Raw genomic sequence first — 23,650 nt, forward strand, 5'->3', positions numbered from 1 at the left:
GCCTATTTGATTTGGTCCATGTTGAGCATCGAGATGCGATCCATGCTCATACGAACGATTCCGAGGCCCTTGATGTTCGCGTAGAACACGAATCCGCTTTTGCAGCGGAACGCGCATTCTTCGCAGGGAATCTTATTGCAATACGCAAACGCGTCCTCGTCGGCGAGGGCGAACAGCAATGGCGGGAATTTCTTCGGCATCACGTATTTCAACTGCATGCCCGTAAACGTTTTCAGAGCAACCCAGGTGATTTGGTATTTCGTTTTGTCGGCAATCTTCCATTTGAAGTACACGGCATTGTTGTTGAAGCCGCCGCTGATCTGGTAATCGAGCTCGATGCCTTCGGGCAGATCTTCGACTTCGATAAAATCGACGGGGTCGTTGGTGGATTCAACGGCATCGTTAAGATGGGCGTAGGGAGGCTCTCCCACGAGCGTGCGACCCGTGCCGGTGTATACCGCGTCGGCGTCACCTGAAAGGGCGACGAGCGTATTGCCGTCTTTATCGGTGAAAAAAGGCATGTCGGCATCGGTCACGCGCGGCTTCCATGTGGCTCTGGTGCGTGTGATGGTGTACTTCTGTTCAATCATGGTTCCCCCTTAATACGCTGAACGGTCTGCTTGTTTTGAAGGGCGCCGGTCGCGCGTATCCTGCAAAACAAAAAGGCCAACTTTGAAAATGCCTGCAGCTGCGGACGTCAGCTGCAGGCATTTTATCGTGCGTGCCCATGCATGGAAAGCATGGTTTTGCGTTATTGGTCGATGCCCATGCGGCGCTTGACCTCGCGTGCGAGTTCGAAGCGCTTGATTTTGCCCGTAGGCGTGCGTGGAATGGCGTCGATGGTCTCGATACGCTCGGGCCACAAACGCTTAGCCACGCCCTTGCTTGCAAGATACTCCGTAAGGTCGTGCAGGCAAAGCTCCTCGGTGACGCCGGGGGCGGGCACGGCGAAAAGGCAAATGCGCTCGCCAAGGCGATCGTCGGGCATGCCGACGGTTGCTTGGTCGCAGATGTCTTCCCAGTCCATCACGTTGTCGTCGACTTCGCGCGCGGAAATGTTCTCGCCGCCGCGAATGATGATTTCCTTCTTACGGCCATTGATGCGCACGCGCTCTTCTTCGTCGATCGTGCACAAATCGCCGGAATAGAACCATCCCTCATCGTCGAGCGCTTCATTGGTGCGTTCGGGATCGTTGAGGTAGCCGCAGAACATGTGGGGGCCACGGCTCGCTTCCTCGCCTTGAACGCCATGGGCGACTTCGTTGCGGAATTCGTCCACGACCTTCACTTCGATGCCGGGATAGGCAACGCCCGAGAATCGGCCGTCCCATTCGAGGCACTTGTCGCGCGGAACGCGCAGATGAGGGCAGCTTTCAGTGGAGCCGTAGAGCTCGCACAGCAAAAACCCGTGTTCGGCCGCACGTTCGATGAGCGTGCTCGGCACAGGAGCGCCACCGCACAGATAGAAACGCAGGCTCGGAATTGCCGTGCCGTTTTCTTCCATAGCGGCAATGAGGTCATGCACGAACGGCGTAGCGCCACACGACCACGTGACGTGTTCGCGATTGATAAGCTCAATGGCTTCGGCTGCCTTGAAATGCAGTTGAAGCACGCAACGGCTGCCGGTAAGCATGGGCGAGATGAGTCCATGGTAGAAACCAGTCGCGTGGTTGAGGGGCGATGGCATCCACATCACGTCATCGGGAGTAAGGTCCAAATCGGCGGTGTAGGAGCGCTCCGAGAACAGGATATTGTTGTGCGTGAACATAGCCTGCTTCGGTTTGCCCGTCGTGCCTGAGGTTGACAGAATGCAGCACACGTCGTCGGAATGAGCGGGGCAGGGCCCATCGAATCCCGAATAGCTGTCGAGCACTTTGCTCAGCGTGACGGCGTTTTTATCGTGCGTGGGGAATTCTTTATCAAGCAGCAACACGGCTTTAAGCGATTCAAGCTTGCCTTCGATTTCGTGGTACTGGTTTTCGAAATCGGTTTTATGGAAGAACGTAGGACATATATATACGACCGATTGCACCTTGTTGATGATGTAATCAATGTCGTTTGCGCTCAAATTCGTTGCAAGCGGGTGCATAACGGCACCCACCTTAAGGCAGGCCAGGTAAATAATGCAGAAATCTGCCCATTTGGGCACTTGAAAGGAAACGACGTCGCCGTTTTGCACGCCGACTTCCTTCAGCCACGACGCGAGCTTACGCGCGCCGGTATCAACCTGCTTATACGTAAGCTTCGTGCCCAAATCGTCTTGCACATACGTGCGGTCGCCATACTTTTCGCACTGTTCATCCCAGACGTCTGCGATAGTCTTGTCTCCCCAGTAGCCATGCTCGTAATAGAGTTTTTTCAGGGCTTCGTTGATTTTGACGTCGGTGATCATGAATTGATCCCTCCATGTGAAAAAGAAGAAGGGAGCGAGACGTATCTCGCCCCCTTCTCGAAAAAGCGATGCGCTTTAATCTCTCTTGGCGAGATGGGCTTACTTGCCCTGCAGAACAGCCAAGTCGACGGGACCGGAAACGGCACCCTCTTTCTCGGCGGCCTTGATCTCGTCCTCGGAGTAGCCGAGTTCCTTCATGACGTCGGCAGTGGCAGAGCCAAGCTTGCCGCCCGGGATAAGGTCGTCGGTCTCGCCGAGCTCGAACTGAACAGGGGCAGTCGGGCACCAGCGCGGGCCATCGGGATAAGGAACAGCCTTGATATACTCGTTGATGAGCGCGTTCTGATCCTCGTAGATGTCGGTCGGGGTCTGCGCGGGCTCGCACGGCATGTCGTTCTCAGAGAACATCTTCAGCAGCTCTTCGCGAGTGAACTGGGCAAAGCCGTCGTCGAGAATCTTGACGACCTCAGGAGCGAGACCCTTGTCGTTGACGGTCTGGCAGCACTTGTAGTCAGGGTGATCGGCGAGCTCGTCGCGACCGATGAGGTGCATGACGCGCGGCCAGTCGCGGTCGTACTCGGGCAGGCACAGAACAACCCACTTCTGATCCTTGGAGCGGAACACGTTGTTCAGCGGGTTGTTGACCTCGAGACGGCTCTTCGGGTACGGGTTGCCGTACTGGGCGGAAATCATGCCCGTGGCAAGCGTGTAGATGCCAGCGTGCTGCAGAGCGCAGGTGACATAGTCGCCTTCGCCGGTCTTCTCGCGGCCCTGGAGTGCGGCAAGGATGCCAGCAACCAAGAACACGGAGCACTGGTAGTCGCCGTAGCCGTTGGTCGGGATCATGGGGGAGTCGCCCTTGTTAACCGTGGTGCCGAAAACGCCGCCGCGGCCCATGTAGCAGGTAACGTCGAAGCCTGCAGCGTCCTTCTCGGGACCCTTCTTGCCATAGCCAAGGCCGTGGCCCATGATCAGGCGCGGGAACTTCTCGTGCAGGGTTTCCCAGTCGAGGCCCATCTTGGCCAGAGACTTGGTGCGGGTGTTGGTAATGAAGACGTCAGCTTCCGCGAGGAGCTTCATCATGACCTCGAGGCCCTTTTCGGTCTTGAGGTTCAAAGCGACGAAGCGCTTATGGAAGTTGGCCACGTCGAACGCGAGGTTCTCTTCGTCGCTGGAGGGCATGCCGAAAACGACAGCCTGGTTGACACGGCAGGGATCGCCCTTGAACGCCTCAACCTTGATGACATCGGCACCCCATTCGCCGAGGATGCGGCCCGTGGTCGGGGTCGCAAGGAAGGTGGTGAGGTCAACGACTTTAAGACCCTTGAGTGGTTGCATGCTTTCCTCCTTGTTGAAATATGCAATACCCGGTTTCCCGGTTGTATGGTCCGGGAGCTTCCGGACGCATTTCGTGGCGATTTCGCAAAAAAAGAAAAGGGGGCCATCCACCTAAGGCAGACGACCCTCCTTTCATGAGTGAATTTGTTCTTGTGCGATCGACGCCTTCAAAAGGGTGATTACAGCTGGTACTCGACCTTGCCGCCGAACTTCTGGCAGTTGCGGGCAATGGTGATGCGCTGAACGTTGGGAGCACCCTCTTCGAGCCACATGGCGCGAGCGTCGCGGTAGAGGCGCTCGGTCGGGCCGTACGGGCTGTCCTCGAAGTAGCCGTCGCCACCGAAGATCTCCAGCATGCCGTCGGAGACGATACGGGTGGAGTAGATGGAGAACAGCTTGCACATAGCAGCCTTCTCCTCGATGTACTTGCCGTTAGGATCGGCGTCGTACTCGCGGCCGAAGTCGTAAACCATGCAACGGAGAGCATGGGTGTACATCTGCATCTCAGCGATTTCGCGCTTGATCATCTGACGGGAAGCGATCGGCTTGCCGAAGGTGATACGGTCGTTAGCGCGGGCGAGGGAGATCTCGAGCATACGCTGGCACATACCGAGGTTAGAAGCAGCGATGTGAGCACGGGAAACAGACAGGGAGTGGATAGCAATCTCCATGCCCATGCCCTCTTTGCCGAGCAGGTACTTCTTGTCAAGCTTCATGTTGGTGAACTTGAGGCCGGTGTGAGCAGCACCGCGAGCGCCCATCATGTGAGGCATCGGGGTGACTTCGTAGCCCGGGGTGTCAACGGGGACGAAGAAAGCGGAGAGACGCTCGTCGCCCTGCTTGGTGGGATCGGTCACAGCGATGACGTAAGCGAATTCGCAGCAGTCGGTGTGAGAGATGAGCCACTTCTCGCCGTTGAGGATGTAGTCGCCATTCTCGTCCTTCTCAGCGGTGGTGTGGATGTCAGCACCGGTGCCGCCGGACTGCTCGGTCAGAGCGAAGCAGGTGAAGATGGTCTTGTCCTGGAACTTGTCCATGTACTGGGCCTTGAGCTCGTCCGAACCGTAGTCGTCGAGGATGCGCCAGTTCAGGTCAGCTGCATAGTGCAGGTGCATACGCATGCCGCCAGGACCACGGGAGAACTGCTCCTGAACGCGCAGGATGTCGAGCTCCGAAAGATCCCATCCACCGTACTCAGCGGGGAGAGCGAAACGATACAGGTCGTTTTCCTTGGCCAGCTCGTAGAACTTCTCGGGGAAGACGTTCGTCACCTCGATCTCGGGCTGCATCTCCTCGAACGGACCCTCTGCGAGCTCCTTGATTTGCTCGAGATATGCGTCGAACTGCTCCTTGGACAATTTGCTCATGTGAACCCTCCTTAAGGTTACCTAAGCGCTTACCTTGAACCTCGGCTCGAGTGCTTTTGCTCTCTCGCCTCCGTTCAGCTTGTGAGCATATTGTGCACCGCTCGTGGGGAAAAATCTAATTAATAGAAACACCAAAACTGTTTTGAATTCATAAGCCTCGCTTATACATAGGTGCCAAAGTGGGTGCTTTTATGTGTGGGCATAAGGAAATACCGTCTAAAACAGGGGATAAATATCCGAAAAAGAGAGGTGAAAATACCCACAGAATAGCGAAACTGTTGGGTATGGCATTTTTAACTATAAGCAGAACTAGGGTAATTGATAGTGATAGCTTATCGAAGTTGGAAGTTTTGTTGCTTGACAGATGCGGAAGTCGTGATACGCGTGCGCCCGTTCAAATAAACAACAAGAATAAACGTTCATGATTTTGCCGTGAATGAATCTTGCATACCCGTAGGTGACTGTGTTATAAAAAGACCACGCACTCGGGCGTAGCCCTTGTGCATTACAACTTTTTCGTCATTGAGAGAAAGTGGGGCCTGGTCCCGCTTTCTTTTTTGTATAGGGGAGTTTCGCCCTCGCGCGAAACCGTTCGAAAGGAGGCATCGATGCTCACCGCCAAAGAGAAGAGCCTGCTTGCGGCTTTGGAACCGCGTGCGGCGTCTGAAGGCGTCGAGGTTGTGACCGTCGAAATCGTCGGCAGCCGCAAAGCCCCCACGATTCGCGTGTATCTCGATACCGCAAAGGGCATTTCGTTCGATGAGATCACGGCCGCCCAAGTGTGGGTGAACGAGATCATGGACGAGATCGATCCGTTCCCGGGTGCATACACCTTGGAGGTCAGCTCGCCCGGCATTGACCGCCCACTGCGCACGCCCGAGCATTTCGAGCGTTTCGCTGGCGATGAGGCCTATGTGGTCACGAATGGTCCCATTGAAGGCCGAAGCCGTTTTACGGGCACGCTTGCGGGCTTTAACGCCGAAACCGAATGCGTGTTGCTCGATGTCGATGGCGCGCGTTGCGACATTCCGCTTGCCGACATCAAGAAGGCGCATGTGAAAGGCGTCGTCGAATTCCGTTAATCGAACTTTTCTTTATAAAGAGAAGGTTGCCCCCAATACGAATTTGCACCGAGAGGGCGCATATGCGCCTTATTGAGAAGAGGAAGGAAGACAATGGCATCCCAGCTTATGGAGGCCCTGCAGGCCTTGGCGCACGAGAAGAAGATCGACGAGTTCTATCTTATCGAGCGTCTTGAGGCGTCGCTTGCCAAGAGCTACCAGAACATTCTTGACCTTGAGTGGGACGCTCGCGTCACCATCGACCGTACTACGGGCAAGATCTATGTTTACGAGCTCGTTCCGGTTGGCGAGCCTGACGAGGAGACCGGCGAATACGCCGAGTTCGAAGAGCGCGACGTCACTCCCGAAGGCGTGAGCCGCATCGCCGCTCAGAATGCAAAGGGCGTTATCGCCGCCATGGTTCGCGAAGCGGGCCGTCAGAGCATTTACGAAGAGTTCAGCGACCGCGTGGGCGACATCGTGACCGCCACCGTGCTTCAGGCGACGCCCGACTTCACCATCGTGAAGATTCGCGACGGCGTCGAGGCCGAGCTTCCGCATTACGACCAGAAGCGCAACCCCAACGAGCGCAACGAGCGTCCGATGGGCGAGCACTATCGCCACAACCAGCGCATCAAGGTGCTCATCATCGATGTGCGCGACCCCAACTCCCTCGAGCCTCGTACCCGTGGCGAAGCGGCACGTCCCGCCATCGTCGTGTCCCGTACGCACCCCGACCTCATTCGTCGTCTTTTCGAGCTCGAAGTGCCCGAGATTTATGACGGCATGGTCGAAATCAAATCCATTGCCCGTGAGCCCGGCGCCCGCTCCAAGGTCGCCGTCGCAAGCCGTGAGCCCAATCTCGACCCGGTTGGCGCGTGCGTTGGCCCCAAGGGCTCTCGCGTGCGCATGGTTGTCGAAGAGCTTCGCAACGAGCGCGTCGACGTTATTCAGTGGGACGAAGATCCCGCGAAGTACGTTGCTCAGGCTTTGAGCCCTGCTCGCGTGAACCGCGTCATCATCGACGAGGATAAAAACTACGCCACCGTCATCGTCCCCGACGATCAGCTCTCGCTCGCCATTGGCAAGGAGGGCCAGAATGCCCGCCTCGCCGCGCGCTTGACCGGCTGGCACATTGACATCAAATCGGCAAGCTTCAATGCTTCTGCGCCCGTGCACGAAGAGAACCTCTTGCTCGACGAGGAAGAGGACGTTGAAGAGGGCGAATTCTGCGCATATGTCGCCGAAGACGGAACCCCTTGCCGCAACCATGCACGTCCTGGAAGTCGCTTCTGCGGCGTCCATGCCGACTGCGAATAGCATCGCAGGAGAGGAGACTAGGAGAACCATATGGCCAGCATGAGAGTTCATGAGTTGGCGAAGGAATTCGGCATGGACAGCAAGGTGCTGCTCTCTCGCATCCAAGATCTCAAGATCGCCGCGAAGAGCCACGCAAGCGTCCTTTCCGAGGCCAACGTAGAAAAAATCCGCGAGGCGCTCGCTCCCGAGCTCGGCGCCAAGGCAGCTGCGGGCATGGATGCCGAAGCAGCCGCCAAGGCCCAGGCCGAAAAGGCTGCCGCCGACGAGAAGAAGGCCGAAGAGGAGCGCGCGCGTCGTGCCGCCGTCGAGCGCGAGCGTGAGCTTCGCGCCGAGGAGCGTGCGCGTCGCGACCATAATTCCGCAGCAAAGGGCGAAGCTTCCGCTGCGGCCGCTTCCGCCAAGCAGACCAAGCGCCCGCCCGCGCCTGCGGTGAATTCGGGCCTTTCGAGCCTGGCTCGCCAAATCGAGGAGCAGAAGGCCGCCGCTGAGCATCGTCGCAAGAAGGCCGCGCAAGACGCGCGCGCCGCGAAACTCGCTGCTGAAGTCGCCAAGAAGAAGGCTGTCGCCGAGGCCTTGGCGAACCGTGGCGCGAAAAAGCCTGCCGCGAAACCCGCTGCCGAGCGTCGCCCGAAGCCCGCTCCGACCGCCGCGCCGCGCAAGTCTTCCTTCGACTCGCTGCTTTCGCAGATCGAGGCCGAGAAGAACCGCCTTACCGCCGAGAAGGCAGCCCGTCCGTCTCGCAACGACAATGCCGCTGCGGGCAATAAGAAGAATGCCAAGGGCGCTGGCAAGCGTGGAGGCCACCATTTCGAGCCCGATGTTCCCGAGCTTTCCAATAACGGCGAAGACCGTTATGCCCAGATGGCCGTTCAGGCCGAGAAGATGCAGCGCGACAAGGTGCTCGCCGAAGCGCGTGCCGCCGTTGCCGCCGCATCGAATAACGAAGGCGAAGGCCGTCGTAAGAAGCGCAAGGAAAAGCGCGAGGCCGCTCAGCGCGAGCGCATTGCCCAGGAGGCAATGGAGCGCGGCATCGATCCCAGCCTGATGCTCGACGAGAATGTCGTCGAGGTCATGCAGGGTTCCACCGTGGGTGAATTCGCCGATTTGCTCGGCGTTCCCTCGGGCGACGTGATCAAGCGCCTGTTCCTGCTCGGCCAGGCCCTTACCGTCACCCAGACCATGAGCGACGAGCTCATCGAGCTCATCGCCGACGACATGGGCCGCAAGGTGCGCATCGTGTCGCCTGAAGAGGAATTCGCCGTCGTGTACAACGACAAGGAAGAAGACCTCAAGCCTCGTCCTCCCGTGGTCACCGTTATGGGTCACGTCGACCATGGCAAAACGTCGTTGCTCGACGCCATCCGCCACACCGGCGTCGCGTCGGGTGAAGCTGGCGGCATTACGCAGCACATCGGTGCTTCGGTCGTCGACATCAATGGTCGTCAGATCACCTTCATCGACACGCCGGGCCACGAGGCATTTACCGCCATGCGTGCTCGCGGCGCCCAGGTGACCGACGTCATCGTCTTGGTGGTTGCCGCCGACGACGGCGTTATGCCCCAGACGATTGAGGCTATCAACCACGCGAAGGCCGCAAACGTGCCTATCGTGGTTGCCGTGAACAAGATCGACAAGCCCGGCGCGCAGCCCGACCGCGTGCGTCAAGAGCTCGTCGAGCATGGCGTCATCCCTGAAGAGTGGGGCGGCTCCAACATGTTCGTGAACGTTTCTGCGAAGCAGAAGCTCGGCATTGACGATTTGCTCGAGACCATCATCCTTCAGGCTGACGTTCTTGAGCTCAAGGCTAACCCCGATGCTTTGGCCTCCGGCTTCGTTATCGAAGCGAACCTCGACAAGGGTCGCGGCCCGGTGGCTACCGTGCTCGTGCAGCGCGGCACGCTCAAGCCGGGCGATTCCGTTGTCGCCGGCGAGAGCTACGGTCGCGTTCGCGCGCTTATCGACCCGCATGGCAACCATGCCAAGCAGGCTACGCCTTCCGACCCCGTTGAGATTCTGGGCCTGTCGAGCGTTCCTACCGCGGGTGACGAGTTCCGCGTGTTCGAGGACGAGCGCGATGCCCGCAAGCTCGCTGAAGAGCGTGCGATGCGTGCCCGCCTGAAAGAGCAGCAGACCAAGAGCCATATGAGCCTCGACGACCTCTTCAATCGCATCGAAGAGGGCACGACCGAGCTCAACCTGGTCGTCAAGGCCGACGTTCAGGGCTCCATCGAAGCGCTGCGCGACGCGTTCGAGAAGATGGACCAGTCCGAGGTCAAGATCCAAATCATCCACTCTGCCGTGGGTGGCGTGACCGAGACCGACGTAACGCTGGCCGCCGCGTCCGACGCAATCATCATCGGCTTCAACGTGCGCCCGACCGCAGGTGCGCGTAAGGCTGCCGAGCATGAGAAGGTCGACATTCGCCTGTATCGCGTTATCTACCAGGCGATTGAAGACATCAACGCAGCTCGTATCGGCATGCTGGCGCCGGAATTCGTCGACAAAGACACCGGTTCCGCCGAGGTCCGCGACGTGTTCCGCGTTCCGAAGGTTGGCAATATCGCCGGCTGCTACATCACCGAGGGCGAAATCTCTCGCGATGACAAGGTGCGCGTCGTGCGTGACTCCAAGGTCATCTACGAGGGCAAGATTTCCTCGCTGCGCCGCTTCAAAGATGACGTCAAGTCGGTCAAGCAGGGCTACGAGTGCGGCATTGGCGTCGACGGCTACCAGGACATCAAGGTCGGCGACGTTATCGAGGGCTATCGCACCGAAGAGGTCGAGCGCACCGAGTAGTTATGAGTACTTTGGCCTGTCGGCCAAAGTACTTCGCCGACGCTGTGCGGCTATCGGGCGCTCCATCTTGGCCTTCAATCGTCGCTCGCGTACCGAAGTACGCGTCGCTCCTCTTTCAGGCCAATCTGGGGCACCGGATAGCCGCTCGCCGACCGGCGTGCGACAGCATCTTTGATGTTGTTATGACTTGAACAAATTGAACTCCAGAATGCGCAATGCCGAGTTCTCGGCATTGCGTTTCCTGCGTTTGAACCGCCTATGCGGCGCCGACGCGTCGCGAGAAAGGGTGATTCCACATGAAACAGAACTCTTCGAGCCGAAAGCTCAACGAACAAGCGCGCGAGGTGCTCGCGCATATTCTGTTGTTCGAGGTAAGCGACCCGCGCCTCGACATGGTTACCATCACGGGCTGCGAGGTGAGCTTCGACCGCAGCATGTGCAACGTGTATTACACCGTCGATCCGAGCCGTTATGAAGACGCCGCCGCGGGCTTTGCCGCCGCTTATGGCCGCATTCGTTCGCTCATGGGCCGCGCCCTGCATTGGCGCGTGACTCCCGAGCTGCGTTTTATGCTCGATGCGAGCGTTGATGAGGCGCAGCGTATCGCTGAGGCTCTTGCGGGCGATGCTGAGCGCAACGAGGAAAGCGCGCGCAAAAATGCCGACTTCGACGATTCGGTGTACCACCGCGACGACGAAGACGACGATTTCGAAGACGAGGAGTAGCGGCATGGCAACTACTCCGCAAACCAATGTGACGCTTGCGGAATTCGCCGAAGCCCTTGATCGCTTCGAGAGTTTTGCCTTGTGCGGGCATGTGAGCCCCGATGGCGACTGCCTGGGCTCGCAGCTTGCGCTCGCGCATGCCTTGCGTGCAAAAGGCAAGCGTGCGGTGTGCCTGCTTGCGCACAACGATGCCGTGGATAAGAGTTTCCTCTTCCTTCCCGGGGCGAGCGAATTGATTCCCGCGTGCGAATTCGAAGGGGATGTCGACGCGTTTATCGCGATCGACGTGCCCAATCTTGAACGTTTGGGCGATGCGGCCCGCGTTCATGAAAGCGCAGGCGCGCATTTCACGCTTGACCACCATGCGGTTGAGAGCTGCATGGCCGAATACAATTACGTAGACCCCGATGCGCCGGCTACGGGCATGCTCGCGTGGCGCCTTATTGGCGAGATGGGGGTTGAGCGCACGTTCGAGATGGCTCAGTGCTGCTATTTGGCCCTGATGACCGATACGGGGCGCTTTCAGTTCCAGAACACCACTCCTGAAGCGTTCGCGCTTGCGGGCGAAATGGTGTCGGCTGGTGCGAGGCCTGAAGAATGCTCTCAAGAGATCTATCAACGCCGCAGCGCCGCCTCGCTTGGCCTTGAAGGGGCCATGCTTTCGAACATGCAGGTTGCTCCTTCGGGCGAGTGGGCGCTTTCGTATGCGCGTCTCGACGATTTCGAGCGCCTGGGTGCGGTGAAGGCCGATGCCGAGCCTCTTATCGACGTGCTTCGTTCGCTCGACGGCATTCGGGTCGCTTGCATGCTGCGTGAGCAGGAAGACGTGGTGCGTGGAAGCCTTCGCGCCAAGGGTGACGGCATCGACGTGGCTGCGCTCGCGCGCGAAATAGGGGGCGGCGGCCATAAAGCGGCTGCAGGATTCACCTATAAGGGCAGCATCGACGACGCCTTGGCCGAAATGCCCGCTTTGCTCAATGGTTTGTTTGCAGGCGGTGAAGGCAAGGAATGAAGCGTGGAGATTCCGACATGTGCCTCGTCGTGGGCGTCGACAAGCCCGAGGGTAAAAGCTCGCACGACGTGGTGAATGCCTGCCGCCGTATTTTCGGCGAACGCCGCGTAGGCCACACGGGCACGCTCGACCCTTTGGCGACGGGTGCGCTCGTCGTATGCGTTGGTCCTGCGACGAGGCTCGATGCTTACATGGTTGGGCATGACAAAACGTATGACGTGCGCATTTCGTTCGGCGCCGCCACCGATACCGATGACAAGCTCGGCGAAGTGATTCGCACGATCGACGTTCCCGCCCAGGTGTGCGATCCTGAGTTCGCGCAGGTGGTACTGAGTGGGTTTGTGGGCAAGCAGAAGCAAATGCCTCCTGCATATTCCGCAGTCAAAAAAGGCGGCGTGAAGGCGTGCGACGCGGCGCGAAGGGGCAATGTGATCGCGCTTGAGCCGCGTGACATTGAAGTCTATTCGGCTGAATTGCTCGATTTGGAGCGCGATCCGCGCGCCGATAGCATTTGGTGGGATGTGCGCTTCTCCGTTTCGAAGGGCACATATATTCGCGCGCTCGCCCGAGACGTGGGCGCAGCATGCGAAACGTGCGCCCATGTCGAAACGCTGCGTCGCACGCGAGCTGGCGTGCTCGATGTGGAAGACTGCCTGTCGCTCGATGCCCTGGAACGCTATGGCGCCGAGGCAGCGATAGACCCGGTTTTCCTGCTGGAAAGCCGCATGGCGTTTTTGAGCGATGAGGCATATGCCGATGTGTGCAATGGCAAGCCTCTTCACGCATCGGAGCTTGCGGTGTATGAGGCCCCGCATCGTTTCGACGCGGACGATTGCGGCCCGCGGCGATGCGCTGTGCCTGCGACGAGCCCGCTTCGCGATGGGGAGCTCGTCTGCCTGGTGTACGGCAACGATTTGAAGGCGCTCTACGCTTTCGACGAAAAAACTGGTAAGGTTTCGCCTAAGTGTGTGTTCTCGCAAGGAGTTACGCGTGGCAAAAGTCTATAGGGTCGACGAATCATTCGACCATACATTGTTTATTGGCGCTTCCTGCGCATTCGGCGTGTTCGATGGCGTGCATAGGGGGCATAGGTTCCTTATCGACCAGGCGAAGCGCACCGCTGCGGAAAGCGGCGGCAAGTCGATCGCCCTCACGTTCGATATCGACCCCGATGAGCGTTTTCATGCCGACCGCCTGAAGAAGCTCATGACCAACGAGCAGCGCGTGAAAGCGCTTGCCGATACGGGCGTCGACTGCGTCGTGGTTCTGCCGTTCACCCCGGCGTTTTCCGCGCAGTCGCCCATGGCGTTCATGGATGCGACGTTCGGTGGATGTGCGCCGTATGCGATGCATGTGGGCACCGATTTCCGTTTTGGCGCGAAAGCGGCAGGCACCGTTTCTGAGCTGCATGAGTGGGGCGATTCGCGCGGAACGCGTATTTGCTCGCACGATCTGGAGAGCTTCGATGGGCGTCCCATCACCGCCACGCGCATTCGCCTTCTTTTGGGCGATTGCAAGGTTGCGGCGGCGATTGAGCTTTTGGGCCATCCGTATACGTTCGAGGGTGTGGTGCAGCAAGGCCGCGGCCAAGGCAACAACATGGGCTTTGCCACGGCGAATTTGCAGCTGCCTGCGATGATGCAGGTGCTCGGCGAGGCCGTGTACGCTGCTTATGTCACTGTCGATGGCGTGCGCTATAAGTCTGCGATGAGCGTGGGGGTTGCGCCTACGTTCGCCGATGCGACCGCAACGTGCGAAGCGCATATCCTCGATTTCGACGGAAAGATTTACGGCGATACGATCAAAGTCGAGCCGGTTGAGTTCCTTCGTCCGATGATCAAGTTCGACTCGGTCGATGAGCTCATCGCAACCGTCAAGGGCAATATTGAATGGGTGAGGGAAAACCTCTAGGCGCACGCGCGTCATGGACGATTGCCTTTGGACCTGTTTTCGCGGTTGCTGGGCGGGAGCCTGGCGCTGGCCTGACCGAAGTGCCCGCGAGGCTACCGCTCGCCTTCGGCTCGCTTTGCGCCTCGCTCCGGTTTCCCGTTTTGGAAGATTTGAGAAACCGAGCACTTCCGTCGGGCCAGCCCCAGGCTGTTCGGCTCGTGCGGAATCTATCGGATCAAGGAATTCGCGCCGCAAACGGTGCTGGCAGTGCGTCTTGCTAATCGGTGGAGCGCAAGCGGCAAGCGATGAGATGGAAAGGAAATGCTTTGGCGGGAATTCCAGATGATGATATTCGCCGCGTGCGCGAGGCGAGCGATCTGGTCTCCATTGCGGGGGAGCGGGTCGTTCTGCGTCAGCGTGGCCGCGATTTCTGGGGTTGCTGTCCGTTCCATAACGAGAAATCCCCCTCGTTCAAAATCGATCCGTCGACGCAGTTGTGGCATTGCTTCGGTTGTGGCGAAGGCGGAGATGTTTTCAGCTTCGTGATGAAGCTCGACGATATCGGTTTCGTCGATGCCGTGCGCGAGCTTGCGCGCCGCGCGGGCATTCAAATTACCGAAGCGCCTGGCGCCGCCATGAATCGCGGTAAGAAAGCGCGCTTGAAAGAGGTATGCAACGCCTCTGCCGAATTCTTCCACACCCAGCTTATGCGCGGGCGTGGCCCGAAGGTTGACGAGGCTCGTTCCTATTTGGCAGGGCGTGATTTGGGCGGAGAGGTGCCGAAGAAGTGGCAGCTCGGTTTTGCTCCAGGGTCGGGCTCCCTCGTCGCATATCTCAGCTCGAAGGGCTTCAAACCGAAGGAAATGATCGAGGCCAACGTGGCCGTCGAGGGGCGAGGCGGCGGTGCTCGTGATCGTTTCTATGAACGCATCATGTTTCCTATTCGCGATGTCGACGGCGATGTGATTGCGTTCGGCGGACGCGTGGTGGGCAAGGGCGAGCCGAAGTACCTCAACTCGCAGGAAACCCCCATCTTCCATAAATCTGAAGTGCTTTTTGGCCTCGATAAGGCCAAGGCGGCTATGGCGTCGACCGGCGTTGCCATCATTTGCGAAGGCTATACCGATGTCATCATGATGCACGAGGCCGGCGTGACCAACGTGGTCGCCACGCTGGGTACCGCCCTTACCGTGCAGCATATTCGCGTGCTGTCGCGGCATGCCAAGCATAAAATCGTATACCTGTTTGACGGCGACGAGGCTGGTCAACGCGCAGCCGATCGCGCGGCGCGATTCATCGACGAAAGCATGCTCCCCGAGGCGGGCCGCAAGCAGGTCGACCTGTGCGCCGTTACGCTTCCCGATAATCTCGACCCGGCCGATTTCGTGGTGCAACGCGGGGGCGAAGCGATTCAGGAGCTCATCGATAATGCGGTGCCGCTCCTTCGTTATGCCATTGATCGAAAGCTTCGCGGCCGCAATCTCGTCGATTTCGGCGAAAAAGGTAGGGCACTTACCGAAGTGCTCGAGCTTTTGGCGCCCATCAAGCATTCGGTGCTCGCGCAGGAATATGCGGGCTATATCGCCGATTGTTTGCAGCTCGATGTGAATGCGGTGGTTGAAAAGCTTGCGGCGACGCGCGAGCCCCGCCAATTCGATTCTGCGCCTGCTACGGCTGCTGCGGCGCCGGTACCTCGTGAGCCTAAGGTTGCGTTGCCCCCGCGTGAAAAGGAGCGCTTGCGCATCGAGCGCGATTTCCTGTCGCTGTGTGCGAGCGAGCCTTCGATTGGCTTAGCGTATGCGGGCGCTTTGGCGCAAACGGTGTGGCATCGCGACATCCATGGCCAAATCGCCATGCAACTACTCGACGTGCTTGCCGAAGATGCAACGGCGCCTGCGGCGGAAATCGTGCGTCGGCTCGAGGAGTCCATTCCTGGAGCGGCATCGGTCATTTCTGGTTCAAGCACGCACGACGATCGCGAGCCGGGCGAACTCGCGCGCTTTTTCTCCGAAGAGCTCGCGATTCGCGACATGGAAGACCTTATTCGCGAGATGAACGCGCAACTCAAGCGCCCGCAGGATATGTCGGCCGACGACTACAATCTCGTGTTCGAAAGCGTGGTGGCCATGCAAAAAGAGCTTGCCGCTGCGAAGCTCGCGCACAAGCCGTTCGGAATCGAATAGCGACCCGAAGAGTCTCATTTTGCGGAAATCATGCGGTGAATCCCGCACAAACATAGGGAAAAGTGATAAGCTAGTGAGCTGTATCTTTAGGGCTCCTATGCCCTTTTCACGGCGAAAGGATAGCATCTGTGTCTGCTGCCAAAACTAATGCGACCGTAGAGAAGAATAAAACCAAGAAATCCGTCGACGACGTCGCGCTTCCTGCCGACGATGTCATCGAAGATGAAAAAGACGAATCGCTCGAAGACGAGGATTTGCTTGAAGGCATCCCCGAGGAAGAGCTGAAGGCCGTTGAGTCGAGCGCCGTGGCTGCCCTGCCCAAGGTGAACTCCACCCGCGCTCGTGCACGCGCGCGCCGTCGTTCGACCGATGCGTCGGTCACGATGCTTACGGGCGACCCCGTGCGTATGTACCTCAAAGAAATCGGCAAGGTTCCGCTGCTCACCGCCGCGGAAGAAATCGACCTCGCCATGAAGATCGAGGCCGGCGTTGCAGCTACCGCCGAACTCGAGAAGGCCGAAGAAGAGGGCGTTGAGCTTGAGCGCCGCGAGAAGCGCCGCCTGTCCCGCGTGGAGCAGGTTGGCCTCGATGCCAAGCAGCAGCTTATTGAAGCGAACCTGCGTCTCGTCGTTTCTATCGCGAAGCGCTACGTGGGCCGCGGCATGCTGTTCCTCGACCTTATCCAGGAAGGCAACCTGGGCCTTATTCGCGCCGTCGAGAAGTTCGACTATACGAAGGGCTTCAAGTTCTCCACGTATGCCACGTGGTGGATTCGCCAGGCTATCACGCGTGCTATCGCCGATCAGGCGCGTACCATTCGTATTCCTGTGCACATGGTTGAAACCATCAATAAGCTTGTGCGCATTCAGCGCCAGCTGCTCCAAGAGCTCGGTCGTGACCCTTCGCCGGAAGAAATTGGCGAGAAAATGGGCCTGACCGCCGAGCGCGTGCGTGAAATTCAGAAAATCAGCCAGGAGCCGGTCTCCCTCGAGACGCCTATCGGTGAAGAGGAAGACTCTCAGCTGGGCGACTTCATCGAAGACGACGCGGCTATCGTGCCTCCCGACGCGGCGAGCTTCTCGATGCTGCAAGAGCAGCTCTCCAAGGTGCTCGATGGCTTGGCCGAGCGCGAACGCAAGGTCATTAGCCTGCGCTTCGGTTTGGAAGACGGCCATCCGCATACGCTTGAGGAAGTGGGCCGCGAATTCGGCGTTACCCGCGAGCGTATTCGTCAGATCGAGAGCAAGACGCTTGCGAAGCTGCGCCACCCGAGCCGTTCTTCTAAATTGAAGGACTATCTGGAAGATTAGTCGTTGCGTATCGCGTTGCGTCCTATGTAGTTTTGCCATCGGGCGCAACGCTTTCGACGCTGCCGTTAGAATGCGGCTCCGCTCAAGGGCGTTTTACGCTACAATAGGCGGGCTGCATGCGCGGCGTATACAGAAGGGCCTGTAGCTCAACGGTGGAGCAGGGGACTCATAATCCTTTGGTTCTCGGTTCGAATCCGGGCGGGCCCACCACTAAACACCTGGTCGGAAGTCATTTTTGCTTCCGACTTTTTTGTTTTCAGGCCCAAAAATCGGCCTATGGTGTGGGGCCTAGGCCTGAGGCCCCACACTAGCGCATGAGCGGGGCGGCGCCATGGCAGGTGATGGCTCCGAGCAGCGGCGCGGCTTCTTGCGGGTCGACGCGTTTGCCGCGCCGCACCCATTCGCGGTAAAAGTCCAGCGCCGTGGTGCGGATAAAGTTCAGCACCAACTCCTCGGCGTCGGCGTCCATCCATGCAAAAGGGTCCTGCCCAGCGGACTTATAGCGCATCATCTGCTCACGATAGATATGGTTGCCAAAGTCGTAGGGCCCGGGCGAACAGATAAGCTTCTCAATGGTAGGAGTTTGCCCGGCAAGGAACAAAAAGAAACGCTGCGCATGGCCGTCAAGGTCTTTTGGCTGGTCGGCAGTGGTTTCGTAATTATCGAAAAAGTCGTTCATAACTTCATTCATCACGCTGTCGTACAGCGCTTCGATAGATTCGAAGTGCAGATAGAACGTCTTGCGGTTGATGCCGGCGCGCTCGGTTAAATCCTTCACCGTGATTCTCGCCACGCCTACTTCGCCCACCATATCCATGAACGCATCGCGTATGAGTTTGCGCGTGCGCACGACGCGCAAATCTGTTTTGCTTTCGGTCATGATCCCCCCGTACCTTGGCTGCGCCTATGCGTTTCGCCACAGAAAAATGCACGTGTGGCGAATCCCCCTTCGTTCGAAATATGTCGATTATACCCCGATTTCTTGCGCTCGTTGCCTAAGCACCATATCGCGAAGCTGGACAGTGAACGAGGTTTCCATACCCTTCATAATGCAGGTGCAGAACGGGTCCAGTATAAATCGGTCATCGTAATTATATCCCTTTTACCTGGGAAAACGGGATATGCGGAACGAAGGAGAGGATATGGAAGGTAGCAAAAGGATGCGTGCGGTGCTTAATCGTCGTAGCTTCCTCAGGCTAGGTGCTGCCAGCGGCGCACTTGCTGCTGTGGGCGGTATGGCCACCACGCAGGGCTGGCTGGCACCTGCGCAGGCAACAGCGGCGCCTGAAGAGCGCACGGCGTTCACGTACCACAACGAGCATTGCCTGTGTAACTGCATGTTGCAGTGCACGGTGCGTGACGGACGCCTGGTCATGGTGCAACCGCGCCCGAATAGTGACAAGCGTTTCCAAAACGTGTGCCTTAAGGGCATTTCCGAGATCGAGCACATCTATGGCGAAGCGCGCATTCAATCGCCTATGCGTCGCGTGGGAGAACGCGGCAGCGGTCAGTTCGAGGTAATCAGCTGGGACGAGGCGTTTAAAATCATCGCCGAGAAATTTCAGGCCACCATCGACAAGTACGGTTCGCAGGCGTTGTGGATTCAATACTCCACGGAGGCTTCGCAGCGCTTCAGTCCGCTACTAGCTTCCATTTTGGGCGCGCAAGCTGGCGGTTTGAACGGCTACGACATGGGCCAGGGCAACGGTCAGGGTCAAGCGTTCGGCTGGTCGGGCATGTTCGCGCTCAACACCATATGGGAGTGGAAGCAGGCTAACGTGGTGCTTATGGCCAACTGCAACGTGCTGGAAACGGGCATGATGTGGTCGCGCGCTTTCCTTGATGCTCAGGCTGCTGGCACGAAGATCATCGTACTTGACCCGCGTTTCACGGCAACGGCAAGCAAGGCAGACCAGTGGGTTGGGCTGCGCGCGGGTACCGACCCGGCGTTTTTCCTGGGAATGGTGAAGTACCTGCTGGACAACGACTTGTGCGATCGCGAGCACATGCTGGCGCACACGTCGTTCCCCTTCCTTGTGAACGCGAACACCGGTGAGGTGCTCGGCGAGATGCACGATACAGTGGATAAGGAAACTGGCGAGCCGAAGCAGGTGAAAGTCCCGTATGTGTGGGACAGCGCAACGGGTGCGGCTGTGCTGCATAATACGCCGGGCGCGCAGCCTGCGCTCGAAGGCACCTTCACGGTGGACGGTGTGCAATATATCACCGAGTATGACTTGCTCAAGCAGCAGATGGCCGACTACACGCTCGACTGGGCCGAGGGCGTTACCGGTGTGCCGGCCGATACTATCGCCCAGGTGGCGCGCGAGTATGCAAAGGGTCCGTCTATCATCTGCAATGGCGTGGGCGGTATCGATAAGTTCTCCAACAACGACATCGCCGGCCACTGCTATGCGCTTATCGCCTCGCTAACCGGCAACTATGGCAAGCGCGGTACCGGTTGTGGTATCTACTGCTACCACACTGTCCTGTCCGAGGCCAAGTTGGGCGCCTGGAAGCTGCCTGAGAACAGAAAGCCCACGCCTAGCAAAAAAGGCTTCTACGATATTGTGAACACCGACGACGTGCACGCGGCCATGTTCTTCGGCGATATTCCCACGCAGAAGGCGGCGAACTGGGCAAAAACGCAGCGTTGGTTGGATTCGCTTGACTTCGTGTGCCTGGCAGACATCTATCACAGCTCGGTTGCTGACTACGTTGACCTGGTGCTTCCCGTGTGCAGCAAGTTCGAGTGCGCCGACAGCGTGGGCGGCGTGAAGAACGCCAACGGCTACATTCTGGAGAACCAGAAGGTGCTTGACCCGTTGTTCGATTCCAAATCCGACTTCTACATTGAGAAGGGCATTGCCGAAGCCATGGGGCTGGGCGGTTTGTATCCGGAGAATGGCGAAGAATATGCTCGCGCTATCTTGACCACGGACGACCCGTCGTGTGAAGGTATCACACTTGAAGCGCTGAACAGGGAAAATGGCGCCTGCAAGCTGGTGCTGGATTGGGACGATACCGTCGGCGAGGAAGTGGGCATGACTTACGCAACGCCTTCGACCAAGCAGGAGCCGTACTACGAGAACATGCTGGCGTGGGGCCAGGCGTTCCCGCAGTGGGAGCGTCCTAACGAGGCGTACCCGGAAAACCCGCTGCGCGAAAAATACCCGCTGCAGTTCAGCCAAGCTCGTTCGCGCTTCCGCGTGCATTCTGCCTATTCGGGTGCGAAGTGGATCCGGCAGCTGTTCGAGCCGCATATCGAGCTGAACCCGTCCGATGCCGCTGCGCGTGGCCTTGTCGATGGCGACGAGGTTGAGGTGTACAACGATCGCGGTTCGTTCCGCACGAAGCTGCGCCTGAACAACGCCGTGCAGCCTGAAAGCGCGTTTATGGCCGAAAGCACGTACCGTCAGTATCTTGAGGGGACGCTGATGCAAAGCGTATCCAACGATACGATGAACCCGCGCGGTTACGACATGATGTTCGGTCCCATGATTCCGTATAACGACACGCTCATTGAGATCAAAAAGGCAGGTGAATAGCCCATGACGAAACTGGCTATCGGAATAGACCTGCACCGCTGCATCGGGTGCAACACATGCTCGATCGCTTGCAAGATGCAGAACAACGTCCCTGATGGCATGCTGTGGAACCGCGTGCTTACCGAGGGCGTGGAAATGTTCGACGACGCTGTTGGCGTGTACCCCAACCTTTCGCGTACGTATCTGCCGGTTGCTTGCCAGCACTGCGAGAATCCTGCATGCATGAAGGTGTGCCCGACCGGCGCCACATACAAAGATGAGCAGGGTCGCGTGGAGATTGATTACGACCGCTGCATCGGCTGTCGTATGTGCATGGGCGCCTGTCCGTATAACGCCCGCGTGTTCAACTGGAACGAGCCTGTGCGCGCGACAGGTTTCCACTATGGCGATGCCAGCGTGCCGGTTCGCCCACGCGGCGTGGCCGAGAAATGCAGCCTGTGCAAGGAGCGTACCGATCGCGGCGACGAGCCTATGTGCGTGCATTGCTGCCCGGGTGATGCTCGCGTGTTCGGCGACCTGGATGATCCGGATTCAGCAGTGTCGAGGCTTTGGCGTCGTGGCGGTCATGTGCTGCTCGAGGAAAAGGGCACGCGTCCGCAAATGTTTTACGTGAACTAGGGGGTTGATGGATGGATAAGCGAAAAGCCCTGTTCAGCGGGCGAACTATGGTGGTTGTTGTCGTGTTGGCGGCGGTGGTTTTAGCCGCGGTGGGCTGCTGGGTTGCCCAGCAGATGTACGGCCTGGGTATCACGGGCATGAACAACTCCAACTCATGGGGCCTGTACATCATGGCGTTCATGTTCTTCGTCGGCCTGTCGGCTGGCGGTCTGATTGTGGCAAGCTCGGCGCACGTGTTCGGCATAGAGTCGTTTAAGCGCGTGTCGGTGCCGGCGGTCATCACGTCCATCGTATGCATCTGCTGTGCTGGCGCGTTCGTGCTCATCGACCTTGGCGGCGTGGCGCGTGTGTGGCGCATGTTCGTGGGGTTGAACTTCATCAGTCCGCTTGCGTGGGACATGATCGTTATCACGTGCTACCTGGTCATCAACGTGCTTGACCTGGTGTGGTTGGTGCGCGGCGACGAGCGCAAGGTGGCAGTGCTCTCTCGTGTGGCGCTGCCGGTTGCCATCCTGGTGCACAGCGTGACGGCATGGATTTTCGGCCTGCAGATTGCCAAGGCGTGGTACTCGGCGATCATGGCTCCCATTTTTGTGGCATCGGCCTGCGATTCGGGTCTGGCATTGCTGCTTATCTGCCTTTTGGCGCTTGACCGTGCGAAGTTGTTCAAGTTCGACCGCGATTTGATGAAGTCGTTGGCGGGGCTGCTTGCGGTGTTCGTGGCGGTGGACGCGTTCTTCATCGCCTGCGAGTGTTTGACCATGGGCTACCCGGGTGCGGGCGAGGCCGAGGCGCTGGCTATCATGGCCACCGGCAAGACGGCGCCGTTCTTCTGGTTTGAGATTATCGGTGGCTTGGCTGTGCCGTTTTTGGTACTCGTGTTCGCTCGGAATCGCGAAAAACCGGCGTGTGTGGTGCTGGCGAGTGCGCTGATAGTGCTTGGCGTGTTCTGCAAGCGTGCGTGGCTGTTGCTCACCAGCTTCACCGTGCCGAACGTCTATGGCGGCAACGGCATTACGTTGGGTACGGCTGCCGCTCAGGTAGGCGATGCCGGCGACGTGTGGACTACGCTGGGCGTGTATGCGCCTACGCTGCCGGAGGTCGTAGTGTTTGCGGGCGTGGTGTGCGCGGGTGCGCTGGCGTACATGATCCTATCGAAGTGCGTGCTGCCAAAATGCGGTGGTGAACAATAGCTATGGCGTGTAGGAGTCGGTTGCAATTAGTGACCGGCTCCCTTTTTCGTGAGAGGTAGCGGATTGCTGATGGTGGATAGGGAAACGTTTGCGCAGGTGGCGCCCTGGCTGGCGATTGCCGGCAACGCGCTTTTAACGCCGCCCTTGCAGGCAGGTGTGCAGAGTGCGGCTATATTTGACGCTCGCCTATGGGAAGAGCTTGCGGCGTGCGAAGACGCCGAGGTGGCGAATGCAGCAGATAAGCTGGTGAAGTATCTTGACGGGCGCGAAGAGACGGCGGCCGCATCGTGGGAAGCGCAAACTGGGGTAAGTATTTTAGACGCCAGGGATGGCTCGAGTAATTTTGATGATCGAGTGCAACGCGCATCGGTGGAGTTCGCGCATCTGTTCGTGGGGCCGCCGAAACCGGCTGTTGCCCCGTGGGAGACGTTTTACTGCCAGCAGGGTTGTGCCGTCGGGTTCGGCGAGGCGACTCATCAGATGCGCACGGCCTTGCGCGACAACGGTTTGGAGTTGGCGCAGGCGGGTAGGCAGTACGAGGACCATATGGGCATCGAGCTTCTGCTGGCAAGCGAATTATGCCGCCGAGCAGGTGAAGGCGAGGATTGGGGCGCAGATGCAGGGTGTGTTCCCTCTGCTGTGAGCGAAGGCGCGGATGCGAATACGCAAAACGCCCTGAGCGCGGCGCAGCATGCTGTCGACTTCGTGCGCACCCGCCCGCTTTCCTGGATGTCAGCCTTGCGCGAAGCGGTAGAACGTGAATCCCCCAACGGTTTTTACGCACCTCTGTTGCAGCTAATCCAAGCGTTGTTGGAACTGGTTGCGTAAGGAGGGGATATGTCGTCAGCGGTAACATAGCTGATAGTGTTTGAGGTTTGCGCTCTACTGCCCGTTCAA

Annotated in this window: 18 protein-coding genes and 1 tRNA gene; 14 read left to right on the forward strand and 5 right to left on the reverse strand. The window is 58.6% G+C overall.

What is annotated here, in order from left to right; translation table 11 throughout:
* Positions 1 to 2 precede the first annotated feature (2 nt).
* The 4 genes from Q0D41_RS00450 to Q0D41_RS00465 form a co-directional block, all read right to left on the reverse strand.
* Positions 3 to 590 (reverse strand): hypothetical protein, encoded by a 588-nt coding sequence (locus Q0D41_RS00450; protein WP_294373608.1) that lies wholly within the window; start codon positions 588 to 590, stop codon positions 3 to 5.
* 161 nt (positions 591 to 751) lie between these two features.
* The gene (gene fadK / locus Q0D41_RS00455; protein ID WP_294373610.1) at positions 752 to 2,392 is read right to left on the reverse strand and encodes a medium-chain fatty-acid--CoA ligase; all 1,641 of its coding nucleotides are present in this window, start codon (positions 2,390 to 2,392) and stop codon (positions 752 to 754) included.
* Positions 2,393 to 2,491: 99 nt separating this feature from the next.
* The gene (locus Q0D41_RS00460) at positions 2,492 to 3,730 is read right to left on the reverse strand and encodes a CaiB/BaiF CoA-transferase family protein (protein ID WP_294373612.1); all 1,239 of its coding nucleotides are present in this window, start codon (positions 3,728 to 3,730) and stop codon (positions 2,492 to 2,494) included.
* Positions 3,731 to 3,909: 179 nt separating this feature from the next.
* Positions 3,910 to 5,097 (reverse strand): acyl-CoA dehydrogenase family protein, encoded by a 1,188-nt coding sequence (locus Q0D41_RS00465; protein WP_294373614.1) that lies wholly within the window; start codon positions 5,095 to 5,097, stop codon positions 3,910 to 3,912.
* Between the two features lie 608 nt (positions 5,098 to 5,705).
* Here Q0D41_RS00465 and rimP point away from each other — a divergent pair.
* From rimP to Q0D41_RS00515, 10 genes are all read left to right on the forward strand, one after another.
* Positions 5,706 to 6,179: a ribosome maturation factor RimP gene (gene rimP / locus Q0D41_RS00470; RefSeq protein ID WP_114614999.1), complete on the forward strand. Its 474-nt coding sequence runs from the start codon at positions 5,706 to 5,708 to the stop codon at positions 6,177 to 6,179.
* Between the two features lie 93 nt (positions 6,180 to 6,272).
* A complete protein-coding gene (gene nusA, locus Q0D41_RS00475) occupies positions 6,273 to 7,478 on the forward strand; it encodes a transcription termination factor NusA (protein ID WP_181861858.1) in 1,206 nt (401 codons plus the stop codon).
* A 30-nt stretch (positions 7,479 to 7,508) separates the two neighbouring features.
* Complete coding sequence (gene infB, locus Q0D41_RS00480; RefSeq protein WP_294373629.1) at positions 7,509 to 10,274, forward strand: translation initiation factor IF-2; 2,766 nt, start codon at positions 7,509 to 7,511, stop codon at positions 10,272 to 10,274.
* Positions 10,275 to 10,570: 296 nt separating this feature from the next.
* On the forward strand, positions 10,571 to 10,999 hold the full coding sequence (gene rbfA / locus Q0D41_RS00485) for a 30S ribosome-binding factor RbfA (RefSeq protein ID WP_294373631.1): 429 nt from the start codon (positions 10,571 to 10,573) through the stop codon (positions 10,997 to 10,999).
* Between the two features lie 4 nt (positions 11,000 to 11,003).
* Entirely contained in the window at positions 11,004 to 12,011 is a 1,008-nt protein-coding gene (locus tag Q0D41_RS00490; protein ID WP_294373634.1) for a bifunctional oligoribonuclease/PAP phosphatase NrnA, read from the forward strand.
* Positions 12,008 to 13,018 (forward strand): tRNA pseudouridine(55) synthase TruB, encoded by a 1,011-nt coding sequence (truB, locus tag Q0D41_RS00495; RefSeq protein ID WP_294373637.1) that lies wholly within the window; start codon positions 12,008 to 12,010, stop codon positions 13,016 to 13,018. Before Q0D41_RS00490 ends, truB begins: the two co-directional genes overlap by 4 nt.
* Positions 13,002 to 13,922, forward strand: coding sequence for a riboflavin biosynthesis protein RibF (gene ribF, locus Q0D41_RS00500; RefSeq protein ID WP_294373640.1), 921 nt, complete (start codon positions 13,002 to 13,004; stop codon positions 13,920 to 13,922). The genes truB and ribF overlap by 17 nt, the downstream gene beginning before the upstream one ends.
* 305 nt (positions 13,923 to 14,227) lie before the next feature.
* Positions 14,228 to 16,084 carry a DNA primase gene (dnaG, locus tag Q0D41_RS00505; protein WP_294373643.1) on the forward strand — a complete coding sequence of 619 codons (1,857 nt, stop codon included), beginning with the start codon at positions 14,228 to 14,230 and terminating at the stop codon, positions 16,082 to 16,084.
* A gap of 128 nt (positions 16,085 to 16,212) precedes the next feature.
* Complete coding sequence (rpoD, locus tag Q0D41_RS00510; protein ID WP_294373646.1) at positions 16,213 to 17,394, forward strand: RNA polymerase sigma factor RpoD; 1,182 nt, start codon at positions 16,213 to 16,215, stop codon at positions 17,392 to 17,394.
* 135 nt (positions 17,395 to 17,529) lie between these two features.
* Positions 17,530 to 17,604 (forward strand) — tRNA-Ile (locus Q0D41_RS00515).
* A 97-nt stretch (positions 17,605 to 17,701) separates the two neighbouring features.
* On the opposite strand, the gene Q0D41_RS00520 is transcribed toward Q0D41_RS00515, so the two are convergent.
* Positions 17,702 to 18,274, reverse strand: a complete 573-nt coding sequence (locus tag Q0D41_RS00520; RefSeq protein ID WP_294362137.1) for a TetR/AcrR family transcriptional regulator — start codon at positions 18,272 to 18,274, stop codon at positions 17,702 to 17,704.
* Between the two features lie 262 nt (positions 18,275 to 18,536).
* On the opposite strand from Q0D41_RS00520, the gene Q0D41_RS00525 reads away from it, so the two are divergent.
* The 4 genes from Q0D41_RS00525 to Q0D41_RS00540 all read left to right on the forward strand — a co-directional run bounded on the left by Q0D41_RS00525 (position 18,537) and on the right by Q0D41_RS00540 (position 23,581).
* Positions 18,537 to 20,942, forward strand: a complete 2,406-nt coding sequence (locus tag Q0D41_RS00525; protein WP_294373648.1) for a molybdopterin-dependent oxidoreductase — start codon at positions 18,537 to 18,539, stop codon at positions 20,940 to 20,942.
* A gap of 3 nt (positions 20,943 to 20,945) precedes the next feature.
* Entirely contained in the window at positions 20,946 to 21,560 is a 615-nt protein-coding gene (locus tag Q0D41_RS00530; protein ID WP_294373653.1) for a 4Fe-4S dicluster domain-containing protein, read from the forward strand.
* An 11-nt stretch (positions 21,561 to 21,571) separates the two neighbouring features.
* Positions 21,572 to 22,753 (forward strand): NrfD/PsrC family molybdoenzyme membrane anchor subunit, encoded by a 1,182-nt coding sequence (gene nrfD, locus Q0D41_RS00535; protein ID WP_244595040.1) that lies wholly within the window; start codon positions 21,572 to 21,574, stop codon positions 22,751 to 22,753.
* Between the two features lie 69 nt (positions 22,754 to 22,822).
* Positions 22,823 to 23,581 carry a molecular chaperone gene (locus Q0D41_RS00540; RefSeq protein WP_294374431.1) on the forward strand — a complete coding sequence of 253 codons (759 nt, stop codon included), beginning with the start codon at positions 22,823 to 22,825 and terminating at the stop codon, positions 23,579 to 23,581.
* Positions 23,582 to 23,650 lie beyond the last annotated feature (69 nt).

This window comes from uncultured Slackia sp. (genome assembly GCF_934630525.1).
In the GTDB taxonomy this organism is placed as follows: domain Bacteria; phylum Actinomycetota; class Coriobacteriia; order Coriobacteriales; family Eggerthellaceae; genus Slackia.